Origin of the sequence: Sphingopyxis sp. L1A2A (genome assembly GCF_005502465.1) — a bacterium.
Taxonomy (GTDB): Bacteria; Pseudomonadota; Alphaproteobacteria; order Sphingomonadales; family Sphingomonadaceae; genus Sphingopyxis.
Map to the genome: position 1 here is coordinate 76,617 of NZ_SCOT01000012.1, position 18,552 is coordinate 95,168.

Here is an 18,552-nt window from a genome sequence, read left to right on the forward strand (position 1 = left end):
CGCAAATCAATGGCACTGACACCGCGAATCGCGATTGATGCGATGGGCGGTGACGTCGGCGTGCGCATGATGCTCGCCGGTGCCGCGATGGCGCGCCACAAGCACGATGGTCTGCGGTTCATCCTCGTCGGCGACGAGGTGCAGATCAAGGCGGCGCTCGAAAACCACCCGAATCTGCGCGCGGCGTCGGACATCATCCACACCGATGGCGTCGTGACGGGCGCGGACAAGCCGAGCCAGGCGCTGCGCAAGGCAAAAAGCACCTCGATGGGGCTGGCGATCGACGCGGTGAAACGCGGCGATGCCGGCGGCGCTGTGTCCGCGGGCAACACCGGCGCGCTGATGGCGATGGCCAAGCTGGCGCTGCGCACGATGCCGGGGATCGACCGGCCGGCGCTCGCGGCGCTGCTGCCGACGCTGGGCGCCAATGACGTTGTCATGCTCGACCTGGGCGCCAACACCGAATGTGATGCCACCAACCTGACCCAGTTCGCAGTGATGGGCGCGGCCTATGCGCGCACCGCAATGGGGTTGGAGCGGCCGCGGGTCGCGCTGCTCAATATCGGCACCGAAGAGTTGAAGGGCACCGACGAGATTCGCGATGCCGCGGCGATGCTCCGTGCGGCCACGGGGCTGCCGATGGAGTTTGCAGGTTTCATCGAGGGCGACAAATTGTCGCGCGGCGATGTCGATGTGATCGTCCACGACGGATTTTCGGGCAATATCGCGCTCAAGACGATCGAGGGGACGGCGCGTTTCGTCACCGACCTGTTGCGCCGCGCCTTCACCAGTTCGACGCGCTCGAAGATCGGTTTCTTGATTTCGCGCCCCGCGACCGAGCTGCTGCGCCATCACCTCGACCCCAACAATCACAATGGCGCGGTGTTCCTGGGCCTGAATGGTGTCGTCCTCAAAAGCCATGGCAGCGCCGATGCCAAGGGGGTCGCGAACTGCGTCCACCTGTGCGCCGAGCTGATCGAGAAGGATATCACGCGGCAGGTGACCGAGGATCTGGCGAACTTCCGCCGCGGTGACGCGGCATGACGGTGCGGGCGATTCTTGCTGGCACCGGATCGGCGCTGCCGCGCACCCGGGTATCGAACGCCGAACTGGCAAGCCGTGTCGACACCAGCGACGAATGGATCGTCGAGCGCACCGGCATCCGGTTCCGCCACATTGCCGAACCCGACGAGACAACGGCGACGCTGGGCGCCGCGGCCGCGCAGGCCGCGATGGCGGCCGCCGGGCTCGAACCGTCGGACATCGGGCTGATCATCCTCGCCACCGCGACCCCCGACAACACCTTCCCGGCCAGCGCGACCAAGGTGCAGGCGCTGATCGGCGCCCCCGATTGCATTGCGTTCGACGTTGCCGCGGTTTGCTCGGGCTTTCTTTATGCGGTGTCGGTCGCCGACGCGATGCTGCGCACCGGCGCCGCCAAACATGCGCTGGTGATCGGGTCCGAAACCTTCAGCCGTATCCTCGACTGGGAAGACCGCACGACGTGCGTGCTGTTCGGTGATGGCGCGGGGGCAGTGGTGCTGTCGGCGAAGGACGTCGACGACGATCAGGGCATCCTCGCGACCCGGCTCCACGCCGAGGGCAAATATGCGGACATGCTCTATGTCGATGGTGGCCCGTCGACGACGGGCACCGTCGGCCATGTCCGCATGCAGGGCCGCGAAGTGTTCCGCCATGCGGTCACAAATCTCGCTTCGGTGCTGGGCGAAGTGATGGCCGATGTTGGCCTGTCGCCCGACCAGATCGACTGGGTCGTGCCGCATCAGGCGAACAAGCGGATTATCGATGCAACCGCCAAAAAGCTAGGGCTGCCGTCCGAACGGGTCGTGCTGACGGTCGATCAGCATGCCAACACCTCGGCGGCGTCGGTGCCGCTGGCGCTCGATCTGGCGGTTCGCGACGGGCGGATCAAGCGCGGCGATTTGGTCGTGCTGGAGGCGATGGGCGGCGGCTTTACCTGGGGTGCCGCGGTCCTGCGCGTTTAGGTTTGAAGGCGGCACCGGCCCGCTCCCCCACCCGGCCTCCCCAACGATAGTAGCCTATGGGAGGCCGGGTGGGGGAGCGGGCCGGTGCCGCTTCTCTCTTGGGGCATCGGCTTCACCGCATTAACTCCTCGCTCCATCCGTTTCAGTTTGGCGGATTAATTCGCTTTTGTTACATAGGGGCACGGGACTCGTGACGGTGGGGGCCGTCCGGGACCGGTTCGACCATTTTCGCTTTACGTGGGGGAGGGACCATCATGACCGCAGGAACGCTTACGCGAGCCGATATCGCGACGCAGATCAACCAGCAGATCGGCTTGTCGCGCAACGAATCGGCGACGATCGTCGAATCGATTCTGGATCATATGTCCGACGCGCTGGCGGGTGGGCAGAATGTCAAAATCTCTGGTTTCGGCACTTTCGTGCTGCGCGACAAGGCGCAGCGGGTCGGCCGCAATCCCAAGACCGGCATCGAAGTGCCGATCCTACCGCGCCGCGTGATGACCTTTCGTGCCAGCCAGACGATGCGTGCGCGCGTTGCCGGTAAATAATCCCGGCCTCGGCCATGGTGGGGTTTGACGTGCCGGACGATAACGGCAAGGCGTCCGGCGCCATGCTCGCGATCGGCGAGCTGGCGGATCGGATCGGGGTGCCGACGCACGTCCTTCGCTATTGGGAAACCCGCTTTCCCCAACTGAAGCCACTCCAGCGCTCGGGCCGCCGCCGCTATTACCGCGCCGAGGATGTCGCGCTGGCCGAGCGGATCCATCATCTGCTGCATGTCCAAGGGTTCACCGTCGAGGGCGCGCGCAAGGCGTTGTCCGAGCCGGGGGCGAAGGCTGCCCCGGCACCTGCCGCCGAAACCCGCTCCGAGCGCGCGACCGGGAATGGCGCGATGGGGCAAGCGCATGGCGTACCGGTCGCGGCGCTCATTGCGCTGCGCGAGCGATTGGCGGCAGCGCTGGATTGACGCGACTGGCGTCACGTATCAGCAAGTTCGAGAATGTCTGCTTAGGTTTCCTGCCCCGCCAGCCCCTCGGCTTCGATTAGCAATTCGCGCAAAACGATAACTGACTCCCCTGTGAGAGGCTCGGTCACAGCCGCCGCCCTGCGCCTGATATCGTCGAGCTGCGGATTAGCGATTGGCACCGACGTGAAATCGTCCCAATCCCAGTCTGCGCCAGTTCCTTCAATGTAGTCCCGCAAGGATTTTGCGACGTCTGTGGCTGATAGCTGCGCCTTCAAATTTAAGAACCAAGATAGCAGCCCAGCAAATACCGCAACTGGAAACGCAAGGACGACCAGCAAGGCTTTTGATATTGTCGAAGTCGTCTTCTGCATCGCGGGAGCTTCCTAGATTCCGCCAATGTCCGCAAGTGGTCGTTTCCAGGCTCTCGTCATCCCGGACTTGATCCGGGATCCATGACGACGGTGCAGCTATGGATCCCGGATCAAGTCCGGGATGACGATGAGGCGAAAATCCTCCCTGTCGCGAAGCGATGGGGAGGGGGACCGTTTGCGAAGCAAATGGTGGAGGGGCGGCAACGTCAGCACTATTGCCCCTCCGTCAGCGCTACGCGCTGCCACCTCCCCATGGCTTCGCCACAGGGAGGATGACCTGTCAGTCATGATCCATCGCGGGTGCCAGCGTCGAGTCGAGGTCGCGGGGGCGGATGAAGGCGGCGAAGCGGGCCATGCCGGTGTCGAGATCGTGCCAGTCGGCGATGTCGAGTTCGAGCCGCGCCAGCGCCGACGTCGGCAGCTTTTCCTCGACTTCGCCGCGCAGTTCGTCGCCGCTCGTTTCCGGCACGAGCATCAGGATCAGATCCTCCAGCCCCGGATTATGCCCCGAAATCAGCAGATGCTCGGCGTCGCGCCCGGTGTCGCGGATGACGTCGATCAGCGTCGCGGCGGAGGCGAGATAGATGCGGCGGTCCCAATGCGGTTCGATCGTGTCGAGGTCCGCGGCGGGCTGGAAGATGTCGAGCGTTTCGGTGACGCGCACCGCAGGCGAGGCGATGATGCGGTCGACGGGCAGCTTCTGGCGCTTCAGCCATTGCCCGATCAGTTCGGCACCGCGCGCCCCGCGTTTGTTGATCGGGCGGTCGAAATCGCGCTCGACCTGGACATCCCAACCCGATTTGGCGTGGCGCAGGATCGTCAAAGTCTTCAAAATCTTCCCCCGCGCGTTCGCGCTTATGCCGTCGTTCGAGCCGCCTTGTGCCGCAAACTTATGACGGTGAAAAGGCTGGAAAGGCGCTTTTTCTGCGCTCGACGTTCGCCGCCGCGACATGATTGACCGCTTCGTCGAGCGGCAGGCGGCGGATCGGGGTGCCTTCGGGAAAGGCGCTGAGCAGCCGCGATGGGAAGCTGGGCGAGAGCATCACGAACTGGCCGAAATCGTCGGCGCGGCGGATCAGGCGGCCGAACGCCTGCCCGATGCGGCCGCGAATGACCATGTCGTCATAGGCGCTGCCGCCCTGCGCCGCGCGCCGCGCCGCGTGCAATATCGTCGGGCGCGGCCATGGCACCCCCTCCATGATCACCTGCCGCAGCGATTCGCCCGGGACATCGACCCCGTCGCGCAGTGCATCGGTGCCGAGCAGCGAGGCATGCGGGTCGGCGCGGAAGATGTCGACGAGGGTGCCGGTGTCGAGCGGATCGACATGCTGGGCATAGAGCGGGAGGCCCGCGCGCGCGAGGCGGTCGGCGATGCGGGCGTGGACGATGCGCAGCCGCCTTATCGCGCTGAACAGCCCCAGCGCACCGCCGCCCGATGCCTCGATCAACCGGCTATACGCCCCGGCGAGCGCGGGCAGGTCGCCGCGCGCGATGTCGGTGACGATCAGCACCTCCGACTGGCGCGCATAGTCGAACGGGCTGGGGACCGCGAAATGCTGGACGCCGCCGTCCATGTGGCGCGCGCCGGTGCGGATGTCGGCCTCGGCCCAGCCGTTTGCACCATGACCGCTACGCAAGGTGGCCGAGGTCACGAGCACGCCTTGCGCCGGACGATAGACGATGTCGGCAATCGGCCGCGCGGGGTCGAGCCAGTGGCGGTGCAGCCCGGTGTCGAACTCGCGCCCGTCGTAGCGATCGATCGCCAGCCAATCGACGAAATCGGGATTGGCCGGACCGCCGACGCGCCCGAGCAGCGACAGCCAGCCGCCGAGCGTATCGACGCGGGTGCCGAGGCTGTGCCGCGCGCCGTCAACACGCGCGCGCGCTTGCCCGTCGAGCCAGTCGGGCGGATCGTCGACCAGCGCGTCGAGCCGTTTCCCCAGCGCCAGCAGCGGGCGCAGCAGCGCCTCGACCGCGTCGCTCGCCGCCGCGGCGGCGGTGACCAGCGCCGCGTCGGGATCGGCAAGCTCGGTTTCGAGGCCATAGCCCGCGTCGGCGGTGCGGGTATCGACCGCGCGCGCATACACCTGTCCACGCACCGCGGCGAGCAGCCGCTCGATCGCGCCCCACGGGTCGTTTTCGGACAGCCGGGCGAGCCAGCCATCGCCGGGCAATTCGGCGGCGGCGGCGATCGCCGCCTGAATTGCGCGCTCGCCCGCTTCGTCATAGCTCGCGACATCGGCGAGGCGCGCGGCGAGCCCGCGCCGCCGCCCGCGCGACTTGCCCTCTGGCCCCAGCACCCAGCGGCGGATTTCGACCGCTTCCTGCCCGGTCAGCGCCGCGGCGAACATCGAATCGGCGGCGTCCCACAGATGATGGCCTTCGTCGAAGATCAGTCGCGTCGCGGGGGTGCCACCGTCGCGCGGGCGCGCCGCCTGCACCATCGTCAGCGCATGGTTGGCGATGACGATGTCGGCCTGCGTCGCGGCGCGCGCTGAGCGTTCGATGAAGCATTTGCGGAAATGCGGGCAGCCCGCATAGATGCATTCGCCGCGCCGGTCGGTCAGCGCAGTGGTGCCGTTGCGGCGGAACAGCGCGGGCAGCCAGCCGGGCAAATCGCCGCCGACCATGTCGCCGTCGCGCGTATAGGCGGCCCAGCGTGCAACGAGCTGCGCGAGGATCGCGGCGCGGCCCGAAAAGCCGCCCTGCAGCGCATCCTCGAGATTGAGCAGGCAGAGGTAATTTTCGCGGCCTTTGCGCACGACGACCTTTTCGCGGTGCGTTGCGGCGTCGGGATACAGCCGCTCGGTCTCGCGCGACAGCTGGCGTTGTAGCGCCTTGGTGAACGTCGAGATGCACACGCTGCCCGCCGACTGGTCGATCCACTGCTTGGCGGGGGCAAGATAGCCGAGCGTCTTGCCGATCCCCGTTCCCGCCTCGGCGACCAGCATCTGCGGCGCGTCCTTGCGCTCGCGCGATTCGAAGATTGCGGCGGTCGCTTTGGCATATTCCTGCTGCCCCGGCCGCCGTTCGGCGCCGTCGCCGGTCAGCCGGTCCAGCCGCGCGGTAACGTCGTCGGGATTGATGCGCACCTGCCGCGGCGCGGGGCGCGGCGGCGCTTCTTCCCATTCGGGCAGGCGCGCGAACAGCCAGCGCTCATTGGCGTCGGGGGTGGTCAGCCGCGGCTGGACCAGCGGCGCCCACGGCCAGCGCTGGCGGGCGAGCGCCTGCATTCCGTGCCATGCGCCCTCGCGTTCCGCCCAGGCGGGATCGTCGATCCCGGCCAGCATCGCCGCGGTCGCTTGCGGCAGAAAAGCGGCGATGTCGTCCTCCGCCTTCGGCGGGGTGACGCCGATCGCCGCGGCAATCCCGGCGGGGGTCGGCACCGTAAAGCGCGCGGGATAGAGGAAAGCGAAGAGTTCGAGCAGGTCGAGCCCCGACAGTTCGGGATAGCCGAGCCGGTCGCCGGTCAGCGTTGCATTGAGCAGCAGGTGCGGGGTCGCTGCGACCGCCGCAATCGCCTCACCGCGCCCGACCCGCTGCACGCGCCCGTGCGTATCGGCGATCCAGATGCCGACATGGCTGGCATGGATCGCGGGCAGGGGGACAGATACGGGGGGCATGGCACAAGGTTAGGGACAAAAGGCGAACGCGGCAAGTGTTGCTCCCCGCGTTCGTCGTGCCGGCGAAAGCGGGAACCCGGTCCAACGGCGGCTCGCTGGGTTCCCGCTTTCGCGGGAATGACGAGGGAGGACGGGGTTTTGGTCGGCTTTTTCAGTTCAGCCCGCGGCGGCCGAAAATCGGGGCGCGGTTGGACAGGAATATCTGCGCCGGGTCGACGGCCACCATATTGCGCGCCCTTTTCAAAGCGTTATAGAGCGGGCCGTGGGTCAGTTCATAAGGAAAGCGGACCCCCATGCGGTCAACCTCGGACCACATGACGACGGCATAGGTGACCTGGCCGCCATAGTGGATTTCGCAGCGCGAGCGCGCCGGCATGCTGGCGCCGTCGATCCGAGCGCCGCCTTCGGACAGGTCGGTGATCTGGCCGTCGACAAAGTTGAGGACGCCGTTGACCGTTACCTCGAGGGCGACGGCGGTGCGGGCCTGACGGCGGGGCTGCGGGATGCGCGGACTATTCATGCGGCGATGCTAAGCCCCGGATGGTAAATTTTCCGGTAACGATGTTTCGGCGCGGCAGCGATGCCCCGGTACATGGCGGTAGCTGGCGCGATGCGGGGAAACATGCAGAAAGGCGCCGCCCGCTCCCCATGCTCAGGATTCGCCGATGAAAGCCATTGTCTGTCCCCGCTACGGCGGTCCCGAGGTGCTGGAGTTTCGCGACGTGCCGATGCCCGCACCCGCCGTGGACGAGGTGCGCGTGAAGGTGATGGCGACATCGGTGACGTCGGGCGACAGCCGGATGCGCGCCGCGCGCTTTCCGCCCGGCCTGGGCCTGATCGCGCGCCCGTTTCTGGGCTGGCGCGGGCCGCGGCAGCCGATTTTGGGGACCGAGGTCGCGGGGGTCGTCGATGCCGTGGGCGCGGGCGTCACCCGCTACCGCCCCGGCGACGCGGTGATGGCGTTTCCGGGCGGGGCAATGGGGTGCCACGCCGAATATCGCTGCGTCGCGGAAGCCGGACCGATCGCGCCCAAGCCCGAAGGCCTGAGCTTTGCCAAGGCGGCGACGCTGTGTTTCGGGGGCAGCACCGCGCTGCATTTCCTTGACGTCGCGGCGGTGGCGCCGGGCGACCGGGTGCTGGTGATCGGGGCATCGGGAGCGGTGGGGTCGGCGCTAGTCCAACTCGCGCGCCACCGCGGCGCGCATATCACCGCGGTGTGCAGCGCGCGCAACGCCGATCTGGTGCGCGATCTGGGGGCGGAGGCGGTGATCGACTATGCCACCACCGACTTCCTCGGCGATCCGGGCGCCTATAACGTCATCGTCGAAACCGCCGGCAGCATCACCACGCGCGATGCGCTGCCGCTGCTGCGCCCCTACGGACGGTTTGTGGCGATCGCGGCGGGATTGCCCGACATGCTGGCGACGATCGGGGCGCCGGGGCGCGAAGGGCGGCGCGTCATCGCTGGCCCGGCGACCGAAACGCCCGAACATGTCCAGCAACTGGCCGATCTGGCCGCATCCGGCGTGCTGCGTCCGGTGGTCGACGGCAGCTATGCGTTCGATGCCATTGCGGCGGCGCACGCCTATGTCGATACCGGGCGCAAACGCGGCTCGGTGGCGATCCTGCTCGACCCGGCGGCGCAGGGCTAGCGCCCCTTACGCCGCATCGCGCGCTTGCAAAAACGCGCAAAAGCGGGAAAGGGCGGAGCCCCTGCCACCCGTGTACCGGAAGATTGTCGTGACCGAATTTCGTGCTGCCGCCCTCGCGTCCAAGGCCTGGCCCTTTGAAGAAGCGCGCAAGCTGGTCAAGCGCTATCCCGACGGCAAGCCCGGCGGCGCGCCGATGCTGTTTGAAACCGGCTATGGTCCGTCGGGCCTGCCGCATATCGGCACGTTTAACGAAGTGCTGCGCACGACGATGGTTCGCCGCGCCTATGAGGAAATGACCGGCGCGCCGACGCGGCTCGTCGCGTTCAGCGACGACATGGACGGGCTGCGCAAGGTTCCCGACAATGTCCCGAACCACGCGATGCTCACCGAATATCTCGGCAAGCCGCTGACCGTCGTGCCCGATCCGTTCGGCAAGTTTGAAAGTTTCGCGCATCATAACAACGCGATGCTGCGCGAGTTTCTCGACCGCTTTGGCTTTGAATATGAGTTTGTCAGCTCGACCGAGCGCTACACGAGCGGCGCCTTTGACGATGCGCTGAAGAATGTCCTGCGCCACAATCAGGACATTCTCGACATCATGCTGCCGACGCTGCGCGCCGAGCGTGCCGCGACCTATTCGCCGATCCTGCCGGTCAGCCCGACGTCGGGCGTCGTGCTGCAGGTGCCGGTGACCGTCGTCGATGCCGATGCGGGGCTGGTGTCGTTCGAGGACGGCGGCCAGACGATCACGCACAGCGTTTTGGGCGGCGGTGCCAAGCTGCAATGGAAGGTCGACTGGGCGATGCGCTGGGTTGCCCTCGGCGTCGATTATGAAATGTACGGCAAGGATCTGACCGACAGCGGCGTCCAGTCGGGCAAGATCGCCAAGGCGCTCGGCGGGCGCAAGCCCGAGGGGCTGATTTACGAGATGTTCCTCGACGAAAAGGGCGAGAAGATCTCGAAGTCGAAGGGCAATGGCCTCAGCCTCGATCAATGGCTCGATTATGGCAGCGAAGAGAGCCTGGCGTTCTTCGCCTATCGCGAACCGAAGGCGGCAAAGCAGCTGCACATCGGGGTGATCCCGAAGGCGGTCGACGAATATCTGCAGATGCGCGGCAATTACCCGGCGCAGGATGCCGACAAGAAGCTCGGCAATCCGGTGCACCATGTCCATGTCGCGCGCGGGCAGGATGTTCCCGCCACAGAATTGCCGGTGACCTTTGGCTTGCTGCTCAATCTGGTCGGGGTGATGGGGGCGGACGCGTCGAAGGACCAGATCTGGCGCTACCTGGGCCAATATGTCGACGGCGCCGATGCCGCGACTTACCCCGAGCTCGACCGGCTGATCGACAATGCGATGGCGTATAACCGCGACTATGTCGCGCCGACGCTGAACCGCCGCAAGCCGGCGGGCGGCGAGGGCGCGGCGCTGGCCGAACTCGACGCCAAGCTGGCGGCGCTGCCCGCCGACGCCGGAGCCGATGACATCCAGAACATCGTGTATGAAATTGGCAAGAACGAAGCCTATGGCTTTGAAAATCTGCGCGATTGGTTCAGGGCGCTGTATGAAACGCTGCTCGGATCGAGCGCCGGGCCGCGGATGGGCAGCTTTATCGCGCTGTTCGGGATCGACAATACGCGGCGGTTGATCGCCGAGGCTTTGGCCTGAGGGAGGACGTCATGGCGGGTTACCAGCTGGCGCAGATCAACATCGCACGCTTCCGCCTGCCTGCCGATCATGTCGCCAACCGTGACTTCATGGACGCGCTCGACGCGGTGAACGCGATTGCGGAAGCGAGCGACGGTTTTGTCTGGCGACTGGTCGGCGAGGGCAATGACGCGACCGATGTCGCGGTGAACGACGACCCGCATGTCATCGCGAATATGTCGGTGTGGCGCGACGTCGAGGCGCTGGCGGGCTTCGTGTATCGCGCGCCCGAACATCTCGCGATCATGCGGCGGCGCAAGGAATGGTTCGATCCGATCGCGGTGTTTCAGGCGCTGTGGTGGATTCCCGCCGGGCATCGTCCGTCCGTGGCCGAGGGCGTCGCGCGGATCGACACGCTGGCGGCGAACGGCCCGACGGCGGAGGCTTTCACCTTCAAACAGCCTTTCGTCGCGCCCGACGGCACCCCGGCGCTGCCGGTCCAGGACGAATGCGCATGATCGAAATTTTCACCACCGGCGGGACGATCGACAAAGTCTATTTCGATGCGCTCAGCGAGTTCCAGATCGGCCCCGCGGCGATCCCCGACCTGCTCCGCGAAAATAATGTCCATGTCCCGCACCGAGTGACGCAATTGATGCGCAAGGACAGCCTTGAGCTGGACGATGCGGATCGCGCCGCGATCCGCGCCGCGGTCGCGGCGAGCGATGCGCCGCATATCCTGGTGACCCATGGCACCGATACGATGGTCCTCACCGGCCGCGCGCTGGCAGGGATAGCGGGCAAGACGATCGTGATGACGGGGGCGATGCAGCCCGCGTCGGTGCGCGCCAGCGATGCCGAATTCAACGTCGGCTTTGCGCTGGCGGCGGCGCAGATTTTGCCGCCCGGGGTCTATATCGCGATGAACGGGATGATCTTTGACCCCGCAACGACCGAGAAGGATCGCGCCGGGGCGCGCTTCGTCGCCCGCGGCGAATAAAGGCGGCGCGGCTGTAACATCTTTGGCGCCCATCCGAATATCACAGCATGGAGGCGCGTCTTGCCCTCCATCCTGTCTTCGGAGGATCATCATGACCAACAACAAATTCGCCGCCGCCATTGCCGCTTCGGCGACCGCGCTGGCGCTCGCCGGCGCCGCCTTTGCCGCCGATCGTCCGGCCAACAGTTCGGGTGCCGCCATCGGCGCCAGCGACACGGTCCATTGCTATGGCGTCAACAGTTGCAAAGGCACCGCCGACTGCAAGACCAGCGCCAATGAGTGTAAGGGTCACAATGAATGCAAGAACCAGGGCTTCAAGGCGATGGCCGCGGCGAAGTGCCTGACCGCCGGCGGCGTCATCGGCGACATCGGCTGACCTCGTCGCTTTCCGCGCGGCGTGTGACGCCGCGCGGAAAGCGATCCATGTCCAAAACGATGCCTGGCACCAAAGATCGCAACACACTTGCGTACCCGGGCTTCGGCCTTGGCCTGCGCCCCGATCATTATCGCGATTTTCTGGACGGGCCGCAGCCCGTCGAGTGGCTCGAGATCATTTCGGAAAACTTCATGGTGCCCGGCGGCAAGCCACTGGCGATGCTCGACGCCATCCGCGCCGATTACCCGATGGTCCTGCACGGCGTGTCGCTGTCGATCGGGTCGGTCGAACCGCTCGACAGAGGCTATCTTGCCGAGCTCAAGGCCTTGGCTGAACGGGTCGAACCCTTGTGGGTGTCGGACCATCTGTGCTGGACCGGGATCAACGCGCACAACAGCCACGATCTGTTGCCGCTCCCCTATGACGCGCCGACGCTCGATTGCGTCATCGACAATATTTCGCGGGTCCAGGACTATCTGGGCCGTCGCATCCTGATCGAAAATCCGTCGAGCTATGTGACCTTTCGCGCGTCCGACCGCAGCGAGTGGGAGTTTCTGGCCGAAATGGCGACGCGCGCCGATTGCCTGCTGCTTCTCGACGTCAACAATATCTATGTCAGTGCGCGCAATCATGGCTTTCATCCGCATGATTATCTGGTTGGACTGCCCGCCGGGCGCGTTCAGCAAATCCATCTCGCCGGCCACAGCGACATGGGTGATTATGTCATCGACACCCACGACGCCGACGTCTGCGATGCAGTGTGGGAATTATATGCCGACGCCTGCGGCCTGTTCGGGCCGGTCGCAACGATGATCGAGCGCGATGACGACATCCCGCCGCTAGCCGCGCTGATCGCCGAACTCGACCATGCGCGCGCGGTCGCGGCGCGGATGTGCGAACCCTATTATGTCTGAGGCGCTGCGCGCGATGCAGGCGCGTTTCCTGACCGGGGTGATCGATGGTGCCGCCGTTGCCGAGGCGTTGATCGTCGATGACGACATCGTCGGCGCGCGCCAGCGGCTCGACATCTATCGCCACAATTACCGCGCCAGCCTGACCGGCGTCCTGGCCGATCATTTTGCGCGGCTATTGGCCTATCTGGGTGACGAGCAGTTCGGCCGGGTGGCGCGCGCCTATGTGGCCGCGCATCGATCGAGCACGCGCAACCTGCGCTATTATGGCGGTGAATTTGCGGCGTTTCTCGCTCAGAATTTTCCCGAGGACGGCGAGCTTGCCGAACTGGCCATGCTCGACGGGGCGCTGCGCGCGGCGTTCGACGCGGCGGATGTCGCTGCGCTCGACGCCGCGCGCGTCGGTGCATTGGGTGACGGCTGGATCGACAGAGCGCTGTCGCTCCACCCGTCGGTGCGGCTGCTCGATTTTCGTTATAATAGCGCCGCAATCTGGAGCGCCCTTGACGGTGATCGAGAGCCGCCGCCGGTGACCCAGCTCCCCGGCCGGGTGCGCCTGCTCATCTGGCGCTGCGGACAGCAGCCCAGCTTTCGCAGCCTGTCGATGGACGAAGGCGCGGCGCTGGACCAATTGGCGGCGGGTTGCAGCTTCACCGCTCTTTGCGCCCGCACGATCGCCGTCGCCGGCGATCGTGCGGCGGCGACCGTTGCCGACTGGCTCGGCATCTGGCTTGCGGACGGAATTTTGGTCGCTGCCGACTAAGGTTTTGAGGTCACCTGCCGCAGCACCGCGGCGTAGCCCGGGGCGATCGTCATGGATTCGTGCCGCCCGGCGCGGCCGAGCATCGCGTGCACTTCGGCCAGCCGGTAACAGGGGACCCCCATGAACAGATGGTGTTCCGAATGATAATTCACCCAATATGGCGCAACTGTCGCGCGGGCGAGCCAGCCGGCGTGGGTGGTGCGGGCATGGGTGAACGGATCGTCGCTGCCGGTCGTGGTGCAGGCATGTTCGGCGATGTTGCGGATGCGCAGATAAAGCTGGAAGGTCGTCGCCAGCCCCGCGAGCCACAGCAGGTAGGGCGTCCAGCCATAGAGCGCGAGCGAGGCGGCAAGTAGCACCGCCTGGACGAACAGGAAGCGCCCGACCGCGCGCGCCACCGCCATCGCGCCCGCGATATCGACCGTCGGTGACGTCATGCCGTCGTCGGACTGTTTGTTGAACGGCGTTCCCGCGGTGGTGCTGGCGCGGCCCTTTTCGACCGCTTCGCCGCGCAGCATGGCTTTCAGCCCGACGAGCGCAAAGCCGAATTGCGCCAGCCGCTGCTTGAAAAAGGTCCGCCCAGTCAGATCACGCAATATCTTGCGGCCCAGACTGGCGCGGGTGGCGGGAAAGGGTTTCGACAGCGACAGGTCGGGGTCTTCGACCTGCTGGGTGAATTTGTGATGCTGAAGATGATAGGTGCGATAGGCGATCAGGTCTGATCCGACCGCGGCGCCGGTCAGCCATTGGCCAAGGAAATTGTTGGTCTTGCGCACCGGATGCAGCAGGCCGTGCGCGGCATCGTGCATCAGGATGGCGAGGCCGAGCTGGCGACCCCCGACAAAGACGACGGCGAGGGCCCAAGCGGCGGGGTTTTGCGACCATGCCGCGATCCCGACCAGCGCGATGCTGACGATCCACGCATGGGCGACCAGCCAGATGCCCCGCCAGCGCGATGCGGCGGTGATCGCCGCCCATTGGCTGCGGTCGAAAAAGCGGTCGGGCGGGAGCAGGCGGACGGCGGGCATAAGCCCCTATAACAAGTTGCGATGCGAAACGGAATAGCGTCCATAATGGCACAAGAACGGGGTAAACGCCCGCGCCGTGGTAAGGATTTGGCAACCTCTATTTGGCCACTGAACCGGGTGGACCAGACGAGCAGGACAAGCGGGAAATTGGGGGTTCGGCGTAATATCATCCGGCCGGCGGTCGGCGAGTTGGTGACCGGTGAATCGATGTTCGATTCGCCCGAGTTCGTGACGCGCCTGCTGCGCGTGGCCCAGCTGTGGCATTATGTGCTGATCAGCCGTGTTCTGGCGTTTTTTACCTTCGCGTTCGCGCCGGGGGTTACCGGTTTCCTGATGCACCCGTCGCAATGGCTGGTGATGGCGGCGGGCCTGTTCTGCGATCTGGTGCTGACGATCATGGGGCAGGCGATGCGCCGGCCGCGCCCATGGCTGCAGCAAAGATTACGGCCGGTGGTGATGGTCGGCACGGGGCTGATCGCGCTGGGCAGCCTGTTCAATGCCGCCGCGATGTTCGCGGCGGTCGCGGTTCCCGACGGTCGCGATTATTTCGATGCGTTCACCGCGATCCAGATCGGGTCGCTGCTTGTCGCCGCTTCGGCGGTGGCAATCGTCCGCCCCGCCTTTTTCGCCTTTGCCGGTGCGACGGCATTGGGCGGTGCGATCGGCATCGCGTCCTGGCCGTTCGCGGTCGCGGGGTTTGTCTTCCTGGGCCTGCTGATCGTGATGATGCGCGAAGACATCCGCCATCAGCGCCGCGCGACGCGGGCGCAGCGGTTGTCGGTCAGCGACCAGCAGCGCGCGCTCAACCTGATGCGCGATTTTGAACGCGCCGGGCGCGGCTGGTTCTGGGAAACCGATCGCCACGGCCAACTCGTCTATATTTCGGCGACCGTCGCCGCGCGGCTGGGGCAGGCGCCGTCCGACCTGGTCGGCCGACCGTTCACCGACATCATCCGCAAACGCATCGGCAACGACGAGAGCGAGGAGCGGACGCTGGGCTTCAGCCTGTCGTCGCGCACCCCGTTCAAGGAATTGACGGTGCAGGCCGCGGTCGTCGGCGAGGAACGCTGGTGGTCGATCTCGGGCCAGCCGATCAGCAATGCGCTGGGCAATTTTCAGGGGTTTCGCGGCAGCGGCACCGATTTGACCGACAAGAAGAGGTCGGAGCGAGAGATCAACCAGCTGGCGCGTTACGACACGCTGACCGGCCTCGCCAACCGGCGCCACATCACCGACCTGCTCGAACGCGCGCTCAAAAGCCATATCGGGCAGCCGCAGCCGTGCGCGCTGCTGTTGATGGACCTCGATCGCTTCAAGGCGGTGAACGATACGCTGGGGCATCCGGTCGGCGACCAGCTGTTGCAACAGGTCGCGGGGCGGCTGACCCAGATTGTCGGCGACAAGGGGCAGGTCGGGCGGCTGGGCGGCGACGAGTTCCAGATCGTCGTGCCGCAGCTGAGCCAGCCTGAAAAGCTGGCGGGGATCGCCAATGCGATCATTCTGAGCCTGGCAAAGCCCTTTTCGATTGAGGGCGAGCAGGTGCGTATCGGCTGTTCGGTCGGGATCGCGGTGTCGGACGGGCAGGGGGTGTCTGCGTCGGCGCTGGTCCGCAACGCCGACCTCGCGCTTTACGCCGCCAAGGACGCCGGGCGCGGCGTCTATCGTTTCTATGCCGATGCGATGCACAATCAGGCGAGCGAGCGCAAGGCGATCGAGGATGCGCTGCGCGACGCGCTGGTCAAGGACGAGCTGCGGCTTCTCTATCAGCCGATCGTCGATGTGCAGAGCGAGCGGATCACCGGGTTCGAAGCACTGATCCGCTGGCATCACGCGACCGAGGGCATGATCAGCCCGTCGAAATTCATCCCGATCGCCGAGGAATCGAACCTGATCGTGCCGATCGGCGAGTGGATCATCCGCACCGCCTGCGCCAGCATCGCGCTGCTTGGCCCCGGGTACCGGGTTGCCGTTAACGTCTCGCCGCGCCAGTTCGCCAATGAAAAGCTGCCCGCGACGATTCTGAGCGCGGTGTCGGCGGCGGGCATCCGCCCCGAACAGCTGGAGCTCGAGATTACCGAAGGGGTGTTCCTCGACGAGAGCCCCGAAAATCTGGCGATGTTCCAGAAATTGAAACGGACCGGGGTGCGGCTGGCGCTCGACGATTTCGGCACCGGCTATTCGGCGCTCGGTTATTTGAAGAAGGCGCCGTTCGACAAGATCAAGATTGATCAGAGTTTTGTGCTGGGCGCAGCCGATCCGAGCAGCATGAACGCCGCGATCATCTCGTCGATCGTTGGGCTTGCCACCGCGCTCAAGATGGAAACGACCGCCGAGGGGGTCGAGACGCATGACGATCTGGCGCTGATCCGCGGGCTGGGGTGCAGCCATGTCCAAGGCTATATCTATGGGCGCCCGATGGAGCTGGCCGAGGTGCTGGCGCTGCTGCGCGATGGCGGCGGACGCGCCGAGGCGCAAGGTTTCAAGAGCGCGCGCGAGCCGCGGCTGACTATTTTCCGCACGATCCAGGTCGCAAGTGGCGGGCATCAGTATGAAGCGATTATCCGCAATATGTCGCCGCGCGGCGCGCTGATCGAAGGATTGTGGAACGTCCCGCCGGGGACGCCGCTGACGTTGGAGTTCGGCCCAGACAACAGCATCAATGCAGAGGCACGCTGGTCAACAGATAACCGCGTCGGGGTGAAATTTGCCGAGGCGGTCGATATGGATGCGTTGCTTGGGACTAAGGCGGTGACACCAGCGCGGGGAACGGTGCGGCGCGCGGCTTGAACACCTCCGTCATCCCGGCGAAGGCCGGGATCTCACCCTCTCGAACAAACGCATCGGCGAGATCCCGGCTTTCGCCGGGATGACGGGGTGGGACAATCAATCCGCTACCCGCCCGCGCACCATCACCCACTCGACCTTTTCCAATACCGTCACATCGGCCAGCGGATCGCCGCTGACCGCGATCATGTCGGCTGACATGCCCGGAGCCAGACGGCCGATCTCGCTGTCCATCGACAGCGCTTTTGCCGCGACCGTCGTGGCACTCGCCAGCGCCTCGCGCGGGGTCAGTCCGGCCTTGACCAGCAGCGCAAACTCGCTGCCGTTGCGGCCATGATCGAACACGCCGGCGTCGGTGCCAAAGGCGACCGGAACGCCCATCGCCTTGGCGCGGGTGACCGCCTTGCCGACGCTGCCCAAGGTCATGCGGACCTTTTCCTCGACCGTCGGGGTGTAGATGCCTTTGCCCAGCCGCTCGCGGATGCCCTCGAACGCCATCAGCGTCGGGACCAGATAGGTGCCCTTCGCCTTCATCACTTTCAGCGCCGCATCGTCGGCGAAGGTGCCATGGTCGATCGTGTCGATCCCGGCGGCTGCCGACGCCTCGATGCCGCGCGCGCCATGCGCGTGCGCCATGACCTTCAGCCCCAGCGAGTGGGCGGTGTCGGCAATGCTTTGCAGTTCGGGGCTGGTGAAATGCCCCTCCAGCCCGCGGCCTTGCTGTGACAAGACGCCGCCGGTCGCGGTGATCTTGATGATGTCGGCGCCCGCGCGTGATGCCTTGCGCACCTTTTCGGCGCATTCGAGCGCGCCGGTGCAGGTATAGCCCTGATCGAGCACGTCATGGACGTCCTCGCGAAAGCCGGTGACGTCGCCATGCCCGCCGATGATCGACAGCGCCGGACCGGCGGCGATGATCCGCGGTCCGGTGATGAACCTCGCGGCGGTGCCGCGGCGCAGCGAAAAGGCGCTATATTGCGCCGATCCCGCCTCGCGCACCGTGGTGAACCCGGCGCGCAGGGTGATGCCGGCATTTTTGACGCCGACGACGACGCCCCACTCGTCGGGATCGACCGCTTCGCTGCGGAAATCGCCGCCGGGATCGCCGGTCAGATGGACGTGGAGGTCGATCAGGCCGGGGAGCAGCGTCTTGTCGCCCAGATCGACGATTTCGGCATCGGCGGGCGCGGCGGCGCGGCCGGGGGTGATCGAGGTGATGCGATCGTCGGTGATGACGATCGTCGATGGCCCCTGCGCGGGCTTGTCGGCGTCGGTAATGACGCGCCCGGCGTATACGACGGTGGTTTTGGCGTTTGCCGCGGTGCCGAGCAGTGCCAGCGTGAGCGCCGCAAGCATTCCGAATTTTCGCATGAAGATTCCCCTGTCCTGATCCGGCATCGTGACGCGTGGGGCGGGGGAGGGC

General features: G+C 66.0%; 18 protein-coding genes. 12 read left to right on the forward strand and 6 right to left on the reverse strand.

All coding sequences use genetic code 11. The features are described 5' to 3' along the window. Positions 1 to 9: 9 nt before the first annotated feature. The 4 genes from plsX to FFS68_RS09590 all read left to right on the forward strand — a co-directional run bounded on the left by plsX (position 10) and on the right by FFS68_RS09590 (position 2,973). Positions 10 to 1,044 (forward strand): phosphate acyltransferase PlsX, encoded by a 1,035-nt coding sequence (gene plsX / locus FFS68_RS09575; RefSeq protein WP_137752964.1) that lies wholly within the window; start codon positions 10 to 12, stop codon positions 1,042 to 1,044. Continuing rightward, complete coding sequence (locus tag FFS68_RS09580) at positions 1,041 to 2,006, forward strand: beta-ketoacyl-ACP synthase III (RefSeq protein ID WP_137752965.1); 966 nt, start codon at positions 1,041 to 1,043, stop codon at positions 2,004 to 2,006. The genes plsX and FFS68_RS09580 overlap by 4 nt, the downstream gene beginning before the upstream one ends. A gap of 254 nt (positions 2,007 to 2,260) precedes the next feature. Next, entirely contained in the window at positions 2,261 to 2,554 is a 294-nt protein-coding gene (locus FFS68_RS09585; protein WP_137752966.1) for an integration host factor subunit alpha, read from the forward strand. Positions 2,555 to 2,616: 62 nt separating this feature from the next. Further along, a complete protein-coding gene (locus FFS68_RS09590; protein WP_249340109.1) occupies positions 2,617 to 2,973 on the forward strand; it encodes a MerR family transcriptional regulator in 357 nt (118 codons plus the stop codon). 41 nt (positions 2,974 to 3,014) lie between these two features. On the opposite strand, the gene FFS68_RS09595 is transcribed toward FFS68_RS09590, so the two are convergent. The 4 genes from FFS68_RS09595 to FFS68_RS09610 form a co-directional block, all read right to left on the reverse strand. Beyond that, positions 3,015 to 3,344, reverse strand: a complete 330-nt coding sequence (locus tag FFS68_RS09595; protein WP_137752968.1) for a hypothetical protein — start codon at positions 3,342 to 3,344, stop codon at positions 3,015 to 3,017. Positions 3,345 to 3,624: 280 nt separating this feature from the next. Beyond that, positions 3,625 to 4,176 (reverse strand): histidine phosphatase family protein, encoded by a 552-nt coding sequence (locus FFS68_RS09600; protein WP_137752969.1) that lies wholly within the window; start codon positions 4,174 to 4,176, stop codon positions 3,625 to 3,627. Between the two features lie 58 nt (positions 4,177 to 4,234). Further along, on the reverse strand, positions 4,235 to 6,967 hold the full coding sequence (locus FFS68_RS09605; protein WP_137752970.1) for an ATP-dependent DNA helicase: 2,733 nt from the start codon (positions 6,965 to 6,967) through the stop codon (positions 4,235 to 4,237). Positions 6,968 to 7,118: 151 nt separating this feature from the next. After that, entirely contained in the window at positions 7,119 to 7,487 is a 369-nt protein-coding gene (locus FFS68_RS09610) for a PilZ domain-containing protein (RefSeq protein WP_137752971.1), read from the reverse strand. A 145-nt stretch (positions 7,488 to 7,632) separates the two neighbouring features. On the opposite strand from FFS68_RS09610, the gene FFS68_RS09615 reads away from it, so the two are divergent. The 7 genes from FFS68_RS09615 to FFS68_RS09645 all read left to right on the forward strand — a co-directional run bounded on the left by FFS68_RS09615 (position 7,633) and on the right by FFS68_RS09645 (position 13,317). Further along, a complete protein-coding gene (locus tag FFS68_RS09615; protein ID WP_137752972.1) occupies positions 7,633 to 8,619 on the forward strand; it encodes an NAD(P)-dependent alcohol dehydrogenase in 987 nt (328 codons plus the stop codon). Between the two features lie 82 nt (positions 8,620 to 8,701). After that, a complete protein-coding gene (locus tag FFS68_RS09620) occupies positions 8,702 to 10,288 on the forward strand; it encodes a lysine--tRNA ligase (RefSeq protein ID WP_137752986.1) in 1,587 nt (528 codons plus the stop codon). Between the two features lie 11 nt (positions 10,289 to 10,299). Then, positions 10,300 to 10,785: a DUF3291 domain-containing protein gene (locus FFS68_RS09625; RefSeq protein WP_137752973.1), complete on the forward strand. Its 486-nt coding sequence runs from the start codon at positions 10,300 to 10,302 to the stop codon at positions 10,783 to 10,785. Beyond that, positions 10,782 to 11,267, forward strand: coding sequence for an asparaginase domain-containing protein (locus tag FFS68_RS09630; RefSeq protein ID WP_137752974.1), 486 nt, complete (start codon positions 10,782 to 10,784; stop codon positions 11,265 to 11,267). The genes FFS68_RS09625 and FFS68_RS09630 overlap by 4 nt, the downstream gene beginning before the upstream one ends. Positions 11,268 to 11,358: 91 nt before the next feature. Beyond that, positions 11,359 to 11,643, forward strand: coding sequence for a hypothetical protein (locus tag FFS68_RS09635; protein WP_137752975.1), 285 nt, complete (start codon positions 11,359 to 11,361; stop codon positions 11,641 to 11,643). A 47-nt stretch (positions 11,644 to 11,690) separates the two neighbouring features. Further along, on the forward strand, positions 11,691 to 12,557 hold the full coding sequence (locus tag FFS68_RS09640) for a DUF692 domain-containing protein (RefSeq protein ID WP_249340106.1): 867 nt from the start codon (positions 11,691 to 11,693) through the stop codon (positions 12,555 to 12,557). Continuing rightward, the gene (locus FFS68_RS09645) at positions 12,550 to 13,317 is read left to right on the forward strand and encodes a DNA-binding domain-containing protein (protein WP_171003803.1); all 768 of its coding nucleotides are present in this window, start codon (positions 12,550 to 12,552) and stop codon (positions 13,315 to 13,317) included. Before FFS68_RS09640 ends, FFS68_RS09645 begins: the two co-directional genes overlap by 8 nt. On the opposite strand, the gene FFS68_RS09650 is transcribed toward FFS68_RS09645, so the two are convergent. Continuing rightward, a complete protein-coding gene (locus FFS68_RS09650; protein WP_137752977.1) occupies positions 13,314 to 14,345 on the reverse strand; it encodes a fatty acid desaturase family protein in 1,032 nt (343 codons plus the stop codon). The two genes, FFS68_RS09645 and FFS68_RS09650, sit on opposite strands and share 4 nt — an antisense overlap. A gap of 192 nt (positions 14,346 to 14,537) precedes the next feature. On the opposite strand from FFS68_RS09650, the gene FFS68_RS09655 reads away from it, so the two are divergent. After that, a complete protein-coding gene (locus tag FFS68_RS09655) occupies positions 14,538 to 17,132 on the forward strand; it encodes an EAL domain-containing protein (protein WP_249340107.1) in 2,595 nt (864 codons plus the stop codon). Between the two features lie 96 nt (positions 17,133 to 17,228). Here the strand turns inward: FFS68_RS09655 and FFS68_RS09660 are convergent. Continuing rightward, positions 17,229 to 18,552: amidohydrolase family protein (locus FFS68_RS09660; protein WP_349290380.1), on the reverse strand; the 1,324-nt coding region annotated here is incomplete at its 5' end.

What these genes read in the sequence shown, in the direction of transcription:
- plsX (WP_137752964.1), top strand. Translation starts at nt 10, where the DNA reads ATGGCACTGACACCGCGAATCGCGATTGATGCGATGGGCGGTGACGTC.
- FFS68_RS09580 (WP_137752965.1), top strand. Translation starts at nt 1,041, where the DNA reads ATGACGGTGCGGGCGATTCTTGCTGGCACCGGATCGGCGCTGCCGCGC.
- FFS68_RS09585 (WP_137752966.1), top strand. Translation starts at nt 2,261, where the DNA reads ATGACCGCAGGAACGCTTACGCGAGCCGATATCGCGACGCAGATCAAC.
- FFS68_RS09590 (WP_249340109.1), top strand. Translation starts at nt 2,617, where the DNA reads ATGCTCGCGATCGGCGAGCTGGCGGATCGGATCGGGGTGCCGACGCAC.
- FFS68_RS09595 (WP_137752968.1), bottom strand. Translation starts at nt 3,344, where the DNA reads ATGCAGAAGACGACTTCGACAATATCAAAAGCCTTGCTGGTCGTCCTT.
- FFS68_RS09605 (WP_137752970.1), bottom strand. Translation starts at nt 6,967, where the DNA reads ATGCCCCCCGTATCTGTCCCCCTGCCCGCGATCCATGCCAGCCATGTC.
- FFS68_RS09610 (WP_137752971.1), bottom strand. Translation starts at nt 7,487, where the DNA reads ATGAATAGTCCGCGCATCCCGCAGCCCCGCCGTCAGGCCCGCACCGCC.
- FFS68_RS09615 (WP_137752972.1), top strand. Translation starts at nt 7,633, where the DNA reads ATGAAAGCCATTGTCTGTCCCCGCTACGGCGGTCCCGAGGTGCTGGAG.
- FFS68_RS09625 (WP_137752973.1), top strand. Translation starts at nt 10,300, where the DNA reads ATGGCGGGTTACCAGCTGGCGCAGATCAACATCGCACGCTTCCGCCTG.
- FFS68_RS09630 (WP_137752974.1), top strand. Translation starts at nt 10,782, where the DNA reads ATGATCGAAATTTTCACCACCGGCGGGACGATCGACAAAGTCTATTTC.
- FFS68_RS09635 (WP_137752975.1), top strand. Translation starts at nt 11,359, where the DNA reads ATGACCAACAACAAATTCGCCGCCGCCATTGCCGCTTCGGCGACCGCG.
- FFS68_RS09640 (WP_249340106.1), top strand. Translation starts at nt 11,691, where the DNA reads ATGTCCAAAACGATGCCTGGCACCAAAGATCGCAACACACTTGCGTAC.
- FFS68_RS09645 (WP_171003803.1), top strand. Translation starts at nt 12,550, where the DNA reads ATGTCTGAGGCGCTGCGCGCGATGCAGGCGCGTTTCCTGACCGGGGTG.
- FFS68_RS09650 (WP_137752977.1), bottom strand. Translation starts at nt 14,345, where the DNA reads ATGCCCGCCGTCCGCCTGCTCCCGCCCGACCGCTTTTTCGACCGCAGC.